Here is an 11,076-nt window from a genome sequence, read left to right on the forward strand (position 1 = left end):
TGAATCAGCGGCTGGCGAAGTACATGGTCACTTCAAAGCCGATACGCAGGTCGGTAAACGCGGGTTTAGTCCACATGGGGCGATCCTCTTGTTGTGCCGGAAGATTCCGGTAATGGCATTAATGCATGGGGGGATGGGGGTGCGAATGCTACTTTCGAACGAGCCTGAAGCATGCCTTGGTAGCAGATGTACACCGATCAAAAATGTGGGAGGGGGATTGCTCCCGATGGCAGTGGGTCAGCCAATACATGCATGACTGATCCACCGCTATCGGGGGCAAGCCCCCTCCCACAGTTGGTTGCATTTCAAGTCGGGGTTAGAAGAGGTCCAGGGGGTTGGTCTACGGGTAGTGATCCAACAGGCAAAGCCCTCTTGTTGTGCCGAAACGGGTGTACGCCGATCAACATGTGGGAGGGGGCTTGCCCCCTCCCACAGTTGATTGCATTTCAAGTCGGGGTTAGGAGAGGCCCAGGGGATTGGTCGGCAGGTAGTGATCCAACAGGCAAAGCCCTCTTGCTGTGCCGGAACGGGTGTACGCCGATCAACATGTGGGAGGGGGCTTGCCCCCGATGGCGGCTTGTCAGCCAAGACATGCATGACTGATCCACCGCTATCGGGGGCAAGCCCCCTCCCACATTGGGTTGCATTTCAAGTCGGGGTTAGAAGAGGCCCAGGGGGTTGGTCGGCAGGTAGTGGTCCAACAGGCAAAGCCCTCTTGCTGTGCAGGAAAGGGTGTACGCCGATCAAAATGTGGGAGGGGGCTTGCCCCCGATGGCAGTGTGTCAGCCAATACATACCTGACTGAGCCACCGCTATCGGGGGCAAGCCCCCTCCCACATTGGGTTGCATTTCAAGTCGGGGTTAGAAGAAGCCCAGGGGGTTGATGTCGTAGCTCACCAGCAGGTTCTTGGTCTGTTGGTAGTGATCGAGCATCATCTTGTGGTTCTCACGCCCCACGCCGGACTTTTTGTAGCCGCCAAACGCGGCGTGCGCCGGGTACAGGTGGTAGCAGTTGGTCCACACGCGGCCGGCCTTGATCGCCCGGCCCATGCGGTAGGCGCGGTTAATGTCGCGGGTCCACAGGCCGGCACCCAGGCCGAACTCGCTGTCGTTGGCAATGGCCAGGGCTTCGGCTTCGTCCTTGAAGGTGGTGATACCCACCACCGGGCCGAAGATTTCCTCCTGGAACACGCGCATTTTGTTATGGCCCTTGAGCAGGGTCGGCTGGATGTAGTAACCGCTGGACAGGTCACCCTCCAAACGCTCGGCCGCGCCGCCGGTGAGCAGTTCGGCGCCCTCTTCCTGGGCGATTTTGAGGTAGGACAGGATCTTGTCGTATTGCTGCTCGGACGCCTGGGCGCCGACCATGGTTTCGGTGTCCAGCGGGTTGCCGCGCTTGATCTTGACGATCTTTTTCATCACCACTTTCATGAAGTCGTCGTAGATCGACTCCTGCACCAGCGCCCGCGACGGGCAGGTACACACTTCGCCCTGGTTGAAGAACGCCAGCACCAGGCCTTCGGCGGCTTTCTCGATGAACTGCGGCTCTGCATTCATGATGTCTTCGAAGAAGATGTTCGGCGACTTGCCGCCCAGCTCCACGGTCGACGGAATGATGTTCTCGGCCGCGCAATGCATGATGTGCGCGCCGATTGGGGTAGAGCCGGTAAAGGCGATTTTGGCGATGCGCTTGCTGGTGGCCAGCGCTTCGCCGGCTTCACGGCCAAAGCCCTGGACGATGTTCAGCACGCCCGCGGGCAGCAGGTCGTTGATCAGCTCGGCAAACACCATGATCGACAGCGGCGTCTGCTCGGCCGGCTTGAGCACGATGCAGTTACCGGCGGCCAGGGCCGGGGCGAGTTTCCAGGCGGCCATCAGCAGTGGGAAGTTCCACGGAATGATCTGCCCGACCACACCCAGCGGCTCGTGGAAGTGGTAGGCGGCGGTGTGTTCGTTGATCTCGGCGGCGCCGCCTTCCTGGGCGCGGATGCAGCCGGCGAAGTAACGGAAGTGGTCGGCGGCCAGCGGCACGTCGGCGTTGAGGGTTTCACGCACGGCTTTGCCGTTGTCCCAGCTTTCGGTGACGGCCAGCACTTCGAGGTTCTGTTCGATGCGGTCGGCGATTTTCAGCAGCACCAGGGCGCGATCCTGGGCCGAGGTCTTGCCCCAGGCGTCGGCGGCGGCGTGGGCCGCGTCGAGGGCCTTGTCGATGTCGGCGGCGTTGGAACGCGGGAATTCGGCGATCACTTCACCGGTCACCGGCGAGGTGTTGGTGAAGTATTCACCGCTGATCGGCGCGACGAATTCGCCGCCGATGAAGTTGCCGTAGCGTGACTTGAAGCTGACGATGGCGCCAGGGGTGCCAGGTTGTGCGTAGATCATGTTAAAGCCTCTGTCTGGGTCCGGGCCTGTCGGTCAACAGGCGATGACCCGATAGTAAAGAGCCCCCGCTGCCGGGCGAATGCGCCGTTGGCAGGAGGGCTCTTGTCATTTGGTCGTAGATTCAGTGTTTGGCGACCAGTTCTTTAGGCAATTTGAAGGTCCAGAGCATGCCGCCCTGGTTGAAGTCCTTGATGCGTTTGGCCACTTCACCGCCCCACAACGGCACCGCGCCGCCCCAGCCGGAGAGCACCGAGACGTACTGTTCGCCGTCCATTTCCCAGGTCACAGGCGAGCCGAGCACGCCGGAGCCGGTCTGGAATTCCCAGACCTTCTCGCCGGTCTTGGCGTTGAAGGCCTGCAGGAAGCCTTCCGGCGTACCGGTGAACACCAGGTTGCCCTTGGTGGTCAGGACCCCGCCCCACAGCGGCGCGAAGTTCTTGTGGCGCCAGACTTCCTTGCCGGTTTTCGGGTCAATAGCGCGCAGCACGCCGATGTAGTCTTCGTTCAACGGCTTGATGGTGAAGCCCGCACCGAGGAACGCCGCACCTTTTTTGTAGGTGATGCCTTCGTTCCACATGTCCATGCCCCATTCGTTGGACGGCACGTAGAACAACCCGGTGTCGCGGTTATAGGCCATCGGCATCCAGTTCTTCGCGCCGAGGAACGCCGGGGCGACGAACACCGAGGTACCCTTGGCTTCGCTGCCTGGCGCGCCTGGGCGGCTAGCTTCGTTGTAGATCGGCCGACCGTCTTTATCCAGGCCGGTGGCCCAGGTGATCTTGTCGACGAACGGGAAGCCGCGGATGAACTTGCCGTTGGTGCGGTCGAGCACGTAGAAGAAACCGTTACGGTCGGCGGTGGCCGCCGCTTTGATCTCTTTGCCGCCTTCGGTGTAGTTGAAAGAGACCAGCTCGTTCACGCCGTCGTAGTCCCAGCCGTCATGGGGCGTGGTCTGGAAGTGCCACTTGATGGTGCCGTCATCCGGGTTCAGCGCCAGGCGCGAGGACGAGTAGAGGTTGTCGCCAGGGCGCAGGTGCGAGTTCCACGGCGCCGGGTTGCCGGTGCCGAACAGCAGCAAGTTGGTTTCCGGGTCGTAGTAGCCGCCCAGCCACGGTGCCGCGCCGCCGGTTTTCCACAAGTCGCCAGGCCAGGTCTTGCCCGCCTCGCCGCCGGAAATGCCGTTTTCCACGGCCTTGCCGTCCTTGTAGACGTAGCCCATATGACCTTCGACAGTCGGACGGGTCCACAGCAGGTCACCGTTTTTCGGGTCGTAGGCTTCGATCTTGCCCACCACGCCGAATTCGCCGCCGGCCACGCCGGTAATCAGCTTGCCGTTGATCACCAGGGGCGCGGCGCTGATCGAGTAGCCTTCCTTGTGGTCGGCGACTTTCTTGCTCCACACCACTTTGCCGGTGTCTTTGTTCAGGGCCACCAGCTTGGCGTCGAGGGTGCCGAAGAACACCAGGTCGCCGTACAGCGCCACGCCGCGGTTGATCACGTCACAGCACGGGCGGATGTCATCGGGCAGACGCGCATCGTACTGCCAGAGCTTCTTGCCGGTGCGTGCGTCCACCGCGAACACCCGCGAGTAGGACCCGGTGAGGTACATCACCCCGTCCTTGATCATCGGCTGCGCCTGCTGGCCGCGCTGTTTCTCGCCGCCAAAGGAGAACGCCCAGACCGGGCGCAGGTCCTTGACGTTGTCCACATTCAGGGTATCGAGCGGGCTATAGCGCTGGCCTTGGACGCCCAGACCGTTGGTGACGATCTGCCCGGGGTTTTTCGGGTCCTGGAGAATCTCCTGATCGGTCACGGCCGCCATGGCCTGGCCGGATAACAGAATGGCACCGAGCAACACACTCAAGGCGAAGGGTTGGCGGCGTGCGGGTTGGGTCATGACGGCTACCTCTGCGGTTTTTTGTTATACCCGGGAAATTTTCCCGGTCTGGTACAGATTCTTGGGCGCAGGGGCGGTTGTCACAATTGACCGCAGTATCGAGATTGCTAGTTCCTTAGTAGCGGGTCCGGTCCGTCAGCGCGCCGAATCCACGCGCTGCATCTGCTCGCGCTCGTAACGCGGGTACAGGTGGCTGACGCTACGGATCAGTTCATAGCGGCTCAGGTTGATCGCGGCGAAGCGCTCGGGGATGGGGCTGCGGATCATCTCGGCCATGTCGCTGCCGTGGGCGGCGCCGTCGCGCAGCAGTTGGTCGAGCCAGGTCAGGTAGTCGCGCATCTGCGCGAACGGCTGTGCATCGTTGGCCACCGGGCCATGGCCGGGCACGACCAGGGTCCAGGGCAAGGCCTGCAGGGTGTCGATGTCCGCCAGCCACGCCGCCAGCCCGGGGCTGTTGGGGGTGGTGAGGGCGCGTTGGTAGAACACCAGGTCGCCGGCAAACAGCACGCCGGTAGTCTGGTCGAGGATGGCCAGGTCGGCGTCGGTGTGGCCGGTCAGCGCAAGCAGGCGCAGGTCGTGGCGGCCAAAGCTGAGCACACCGGGTTCGAGCACTTGCGTGGGCAATTGCACTTCGGTGCCGCGCATCCAGTCGCCGACCATGCGGTAGAGGTTCTCCGCCATGCCGTCGCCCTGCTCATGCAGCAGGCGCGTGGTGCCGGCCAGGGCGCCGATGGGCACGTCCTTGAAGGCCTGGTTGCCCAGCGCATGGTCGGGGTGGTGGTGGGTCAGCAGCACCTGGATCACCGGTTTGTCGGTGACGCTGGCGATCGCCCGGCGCAGGGCTTCGCCGTAGCGCCGCGACGGCCCGGTGTCGATCACCACCACGCCGGCCTCGGTGACGATGAACGCGGTATTGACGATATTGCCGCCGTTGTCCTTGGCGAAATTGTCGGTGCTGCCTTCCAGCAGCCAGGTGTCGTCGGCGATCAGTCGTGGCTTGAGGGCGTAGTCGAGGTCGGCCACGGCGGGCAGGCTCAAGCTCAGGCACAACAATAGAATCCAGCGCATGCCGCGCTCCTTCTGGTCAGGGAATGGCTGCGTCGAATTCATTGCCGCTGTTGTCGCGCAGCACCAGGCGCGTCGGCCCGGGTGCGTCGATGTCAAAGGCCAGGTTGGGGTTTTCGCTGACCGCCGGGAACAGCACCAGCTCGGCCAGCACCTGGCCGTCCTGGCCACGCAGTTGCGCGTGGTTGAGATAGAACTCGGGGATGCCGCTGACCATGCCGTTATCCATCGGGTGCGCCACCTGCACGCGTACCCGGCTGAATTCGCCGCGCGGGTAACGCCCGCCGAGGACTTCGCCGATATGCTCTTCCCAACCCGGCTGGGTGCGGACCACGCTGGGCGCGGTGCAACCGCCGCCGGCCGCGTCGATCAGGGTCGAGCCGACGTGCCACAGCCCGTCATCGGTGAGCACCGCCGCACGCAGGGGCGTGGCCTGTTCGATGCGGATACGGATCGACAGCCAGGGCAACACCCCGGCCTTGGGCTGAAAATCGACAATCCTGGGCAACGGGTTGAGTTCGGCCCAGGCGAGGATCTTCACCACGTGCCCCTTGAACGCCCGCGCGTCGATTTCCAGGGGCACCTGGCGCGCATCTTCGGCGAACGGCGGCGCCAGCAGCTTGACCCGCTCATCGAACACGAACGGCGCATCGGCCAACAACTGCTTGTGGTAGAACGCCCACATCACCGACGGCACCGGGTCCGTGCCCGGTTCGACGGCCGCGGCGTGGGCCGCCAACGGTAACCAGCAGGCCAACATGCAGTTCAGTCGCCAGTTCATCGCCTGCTCCTATTGGTACATTTCGGGCACTTCGTACTGCAGGCCGTAATGGCTGTAGATGGTTTGCAGCGAACCGTCGCGGATCAGGCCTTCCAGCGCCTCTTCCACCGCATAGGCCAACTGACGATTGCTTTCGTGTACCGCCATGCCGATCTCCCAGCGCTGCCGGCCCATGCTCGGGTAAGCGTTTTGCGCCAGGGCCAGTTGCGGATCGCGTGCTTGATGCACCTGCCAGTCGATCTCGCCGCGCATCGCCATCACCGCGTCGACTTCACCGGCCTTCATCGCCGCGAACGCCTGGGGTACACCGGGGTAGTGATGGGTCTGGCGGGCGAGCATGCCGTTGAACACCGAGGTCAGGTAGAACGACGGCACGCTGTCGACTTCGACGCCGATCGGGTGCTCCTCGAACACCGCCACGCTGGCGACCTTGTCCAGGCGGCGGCGGTCGTAGGCCACCTGCCATTGTTCGTTCTGGTACGGCCCGAACATCACCACATGGCCGTTTTCCAGTTCGCCCTGATCGTTACGCCTTTGCGCGTAGTCGTGGTCGTAGGGTGCGCGCATCATCAGGTCGGCCAGTTGCTGGTTATGCAACTGGCTGCCGCGCCAGATGTAGTCGCGCAGGTCGTCGTCGAGTTTTTCCCCGGCCGGCGCCCAGATCAATTTGAGCTGCACCCCCAGCGCCTTGGCCAGGGCCTCGGCCAGCTCCACGTCGACCCCGCGCGGGGTGGCACCGTCTTCGAAACTGTAGGGGGCAAAGTCCTTGTACACCGCCACTTTCAACTCACCGGCGGCGATCATCTGGTCATAGCTGCGCACCTGCGCCTGTGCCGTCTGGCAACACAGCAGGGCCAGGCCGAGCACATAAGCGAACAGGCGCATGGCTTACTCCTCGACGTGAACGCTGTCCAGGTAGGTGCGTACCGCCCACAAGGCTTCCTGGCTCAGGTAATCGGCCATTTTCGGCATATATACCCGGCCGTCGCGCACCGCGCCGTGACGCACGCGCTGCACAAACCACTCATCACCGGCCTCGCCCACATCCAGCATGCGCAAGTCGGGGGCGATGCCGCCGGACTTGGCTTCCAGGCCGTGGCAGGCGGCGCAGTTCTGATTGTAGGCGGACGAACCGATTTCCAGGGCCCGGTCGTGTTCAGGCGACGTGCGGTAAGGGTTCACTGCCGCCCAGCCGTCCTCGTCGACCGGCACGCCGGCGTCCTTGATCGAGGTCAGGCCCTTGGTTTCCACTGCTTGCGGGACCACGTTGCCGTGGGCCCAGGCCGAGCCTGCACCGATCACACCGGCCAACAGCCCGGCGACGAGCAAGGCATTGCGTTTTGTTGTCATTATTTTTGCCCTCAGGATTGCACGCAAAACCTCATTGCAGAGGTTATGGCAACCATCTTAGAAACCCTGGGGCATAGGCCGTATGCTGCTTTGGTGGCCGGCTTGTCCTCCCTTGGTAGTAGGGCTTGTGGGGCACGCCTAAAACAGCGGCGCTTCGGGAAGTCTTCCCGGCAACAGCGGGACTTTTTCCGTATCCGCGCAGCGCCCTGGCGCTCCACCCTGTGCAGGCCAAAACCTCCACTGGGAACTGCAACCATGATAATAAGATCGCTACCCGCCCGTTCGCCGCTGAGCCTTGCCGTGCAGGCTTTCCTGCTGGTCGGCAGCCTGTCCTTGAGTGCGGCCAGCTTCGCCGCCGCCGACCCTGCCGCGCCGTCCACCGCAAAGGCGACGCGCAACGTCACCTGGGAAGACATCGCCAACGACCACCTGAGCACCAAGGACGTGCTGCAATACGGCATGGGCACCAACGCCCAGCGCTGGAGCCCGCTGGCCCAGGTCAACGACAAGAACGTGTTCAAGCTCACCCCGGCCTGGTCGTACTCGTTCGGCGATGAGAAGCAGCGCGGCCAGGAATCCCAGGCCATCGTCAGCGACGGCGTGGTCTACGTCACCGGCTCCTACTCCCGCGTGTTCGCCCTCGACGCGAAGACCGGCAAACGCCTGTGGACCTACAACCACCGCCTGCCCGAAAACATCCGCCCGTGCTGTGACGTGGTCAACCGCGGCGCGGCGATCTTCGGCGACAAGATCTACTTCGGCACCCTCGACGCGCGCCTGATCGCCCTCGACAAGAACACCGGCAAAGTGGTGTGGAACAAGAAGTTCGGCGACCACGCCGCCGGTTACACCATGACCGGCGCCCCGGTGCTGATCAAAGACAAGGTCAGCGGCAAGGTGCTGCTGATCCATGGCAGCTCCGGCGATGAGTTCGGCGTGGTCGGCCAGCTGTATGCGCGCGACCCGGACACCGGCGAAGAAGTGTGGATGCGCCCGTTCGTCGAAGGCCACATGGGCCGCCTGAACGGCAAGGACAGCACCCCGACCGGCGACGTCAAAGCGCCGTCGTGGCCGGATGACCCGACCACCGAAACCGGCAAGGTCGAAGCCTGGAGCCACGGCGGCGGCGCACCTTGGCAGAGCGCGAGTTTCGATGCCGAGACCAACACCATCATCGTCGGCGCCGGCAACCCCGGCCCGTGGAACACCTGGGCGCGCACGTCCAAGGACGGCAACCCGCACGACTTCGACAGCCTCTACACCTCGGGCCAGGTCGGTGTCGACCCGAGCACCGGCGAAGTGAAATGGTTCTACCAGCACACCCCGAACGATGCCTGGGACTTCTCCGGCAACAACGAGCTGGTGCTGTTCGACTACAAGGACAAGGATGGCAAAGTGGTCAAGGCCACCGGTCACGCCGACCGCAACGGGTTCTTCTACGTGGTCGACCGCAATAACGGCAAGCTGCAGAACGCCTTCCCGTTCGTCGACAACATCACCTGGGCCAGCCATATCGACCTGAAGACCGGTCGTCCGGTGGAAAACCCGGGCCAGCGTCCGGCCAAACCGCTGCCCGGTGAAACCAAGGGCAAGCCGGTGGAAGTCTCGCCACCGTTCCTCGGCGGCAAGAACTGGAACCCCATGGCCTACAGCCAGGACACCGGCCTGTTCTACATCCCGGGCAACCAATGGAAAGAGGAATACTGGACCGAAGAGGTCAACTACAAGAAGGGCTCGGCGTACCTGGGCATGGGTTTCCGCATCAAGCGCATGTATGACGACCACGTCGGCACCCTGCGGGCGATGAACCCGACCACCGGCAAGGTGGTGTGGGAGCACAAGGAAGCCCTGCCACTGTGGGCCGGCGTACTGGCGACCAAGGGCAACCTGGTGTTCACCGGCACCGGCGACGGTTTCTTCAAGGCCTTCGACGCGAAAACCGGCAAGGAGCTGTGGAAGTTCCAGACCGGCAGCGGCATCGTCTCGCCGCCGATCACCTGGGAACAGGATGGCGAGCAGTACATCGGCGTCACCGTCGGCTATGGCGGCGCGGTGCCGTTGTGGGGCGGCGACATGGCCGAGCTGACCAAGCCGGTGGCACAGGGTGGGTCGTTCTGGGTGTTCAAGATCCCGAGCTGGGATAACAAGACCGCCCAAAAATAACCCGTCCCCAGCCCCGTCGTAGCAGCTGGCGCTCGACAGCTGCTACGTTACGGGGTTGCTTCGTCTGGAGGTTCCAAGATGAACTATCTGCCCTTGTTACTCCTGCTCGCCCTGCCCCTGGCCCACGCCGACGACGGCGACGACACCCCGCTGGTCATCAACGGCTGCACCCTCGCCGAACACAGCCAATGCCCCGGCGCCAACCTCAGGGGCGCCAACCTGAGCAACCAGGACCTCAGCAAAATGAACCTGGCCGGCGCCGACCTGCGCGATGCGGACTTGCGCCACGCCAACCTCGACCTGGCCAACCTGGAAAAAGCCCAGTTGCAGGGCGCCAACCTGACCCGCGCCAGCCTGCAACAAAGCAACCTGCGCCTGGCCGATTTCACCGGCGCCACGCTGATGGCGATCCAGGGTTGGGGCCTGTTCGCCCAGGGTGCGCAGTTTGAAAACGCCAACCTGAGCGCGGCCTACCTGCAATTCGCGCGGCTGTCCGGGGCAAAAATGCACAAGGCCAACCTGCGCGCCGCCGACCTGGAAATGACCTGGCTGAGCAAGGCCGACCTGCGAGGGGCGGATCTGAGCGATGCGAATCTGCAAGAGGCCAAGTTCGGTGAGAGCAACCTGGAAAGCGCGGTCCTCACGGGCGCGCGGCAGCATTATGCGAATTTCCAGGATGCGAACATGGAAGGCTGCAAGGACTGCCCCACCACCTGGAATCGTTAGCACACCGCCATTTGAATGTAGGAGCGAGCTTGCTCGCGAAAAACCCGGGACCGCCGCGGGGGGTCTGGTTTTTCGCGTTATCGTTGACGGTTTTCGCGAGCAAGCTCGCTCCTACAGTGGGGTCTAGGTGCCCGCGCTAGGCATGGGCACTGATCGGTAACTCTTGTAGGAGCGAGCTTGCTCGCGAAAAACCCGAGAGCGCCGCGGGGGGGCTGGTTTTTCGCGTTATCGTTGACGGTTTTCGCGAGCAAGCTCGCTCCTACAGTGGGGTCTAGGTGCCCGCGCTAGGCATGGGCACTGATCGGTAACTTTTGTAGGAGCGAGCTTGCTCGCGAAAAACCCGGGAGCGCCGCGGGGGGGCTGGTTTTTCGCGTTATCGTTGACGGTTTTCGCGAGCAAGCTCGCTCCTACAGTGGGGTCTAGGTGCCCGCGCTAGGCATGGGCACTGACCGGTAACTTTTGTAGGAGCGAGCTTGCTCGCGAAAAACCCGGGAGCGCCGCGGGGGGGCTGGTTTTTTGCGTTATCGTTGACGGTTTTCGCGAGCAAGCTCGCTCCTACAGTGGGGTCTAGGTGCCCGCGCTAGGCATGGGCACTGAGCGGTAACTTTTGTAGGAGCGAGCTTGCTCGCGAAAAACCCGGGAGCGCTGCGGGGGGTCTGGTTTTTCGCGTTATCGTTGACGGTTTTCGCGAGCAAGCTCGCTCCTACGGAAG

The 11,076-nt window shown here is 63.2% G+C and carries 9 protein-coding genes; 2 read left to right on the forward strand and 7 right to left on the reverse strand.

All coding sequences use genetic code 11. The features are described 5' to 3' along the window. Window positions 1-4: 4 nt before the first annotated feature. From pqqA to pedF, 7 genes are all read right to left on the reverse strand, one after another. Entirely contained in the window at window positions 5-76 is a 72-nt protein-coding gene (pqqA, locus tag TU80_RS31490; protein ID WP_010209364.1) for a pyrroloquinoline quinone precursor peptide PqqA, read from the reverse strand. Window positions 77-861: 785 nt separating this feature from the next. Then, on the reverse strand, window positions 862-2,382 hold the full coding sequence (gene exaC / locus TU80_RS11130; protein ID WP_017847476.1) for an acetaldehyde dehydrogenase ExaC: 1,521 nt from the start codon (window positions 2,380-2,382) through the stop codon (window positions 862-864). A 121-nt stretch (window positions 2,383-2,503) separates the two neighbouring features. Next, the gene (locus TU80_RS11135) at window positions 2,504-4,279 is read right to left on the reverse strand and encodes a PQQ-dependent methanol/ethanol family dehydrogenase (protein ID WP_046382819.1); all 1,776 of its coding nucleotides are present in this window, start codon (window positions 4,277-4,279) and stop codon (window positions 2,504-2,506) included. A 135-nt stretch (window positions 4,280-4,414) separates the two neighbouring features. Further along, window positions 4,415-5,347 carry a quinoprotein relay system zinc metallohydrolase 1 gene (locus TU80_RS11140; RefSeq protein ID WP_017847478.1) on the reverse strand — a complete coding sequence of 311 codons (933 nt, stop codon included), beginning with the start codon at window positions 5,345-5,347 and terminating at the stop codon, window positions 4,415-4,417. A 16-nt stretch (window positions 5,348-5,363) separates the two neighbouring features. Beyond that, entirely contained in the window at window positions 5,364-6,125 is a 762-nt protein-coding gene (locus TU80_RS11145; protein WP_057004484.1) for a quinoprotein dehydrogenase-associated SoxYZ-like carrier, read from the reverse strand. Between the two features lie 9 nt (window positions 6,126-6,134). Beyond that, window positions 6,135-7,010, reverse strand: a complete 876-nt coding sequence (locus tag TU80_RS11150; RefSeq protein WP_046382816.1) for a substrate-binding periplasmic protein — start codon at window positions 7,008-7,010, stop codon at window positions 6,135-6,137. Window positions 7,011-7,013: 3 nt separating this feature from the next. Then, complete coding sequence (gene pedF / locus TU80_RS11155) at window positions 7,014-7,475, reverse strand: cytochrome c-550 PedF (protein ID WP_017847481.1); 462 nt, start codon at window positions 7,473-7,475, stop codon at window positions 7,014-7,016. A gap of 255 nt (window positions 7,476-7,730) precedes the next feature. On the opposite strand from pedF, the gene exaA reads away from it, so the two are divergent. Further along, window positions 7,731-9,638, forward strand: coding sequence for a quinoprotein ethanol dehydrogenase (exaA, locus tag TU80_RS11160; protein WP_079444253.1), 1,908 nt, complete (start codon window positions 7,731-7,733; stop codon window positions 9,636-9,638). Window positions 9,639-9,716: 78 nt separating this feature from the next. Beyond that, window positions 9,717-10,364: a pentapeptide repeat-containing protein gene (locus TU80_RS11165; RefSeq protein WP_057004486.1), complete on the forward strand. Its 648-nt coding sequence runs from the start codon at window positions 9,717-9,719 to the stop codon at window positions 10,362-10,364. Window positions 10,365-11,076: the final 712 nt, after the last annotated feature.

The sequence above is a fragment of the Pseudomonas veronii genome (assembly GCF_001439695.1).
GTDB lineage: Bacteria > Pseudomonadota > Gammaproteobacteria > Pseudomonadales > Pseudomonadaceae > Aquipseudomonas > Aquipseudomonas veronii.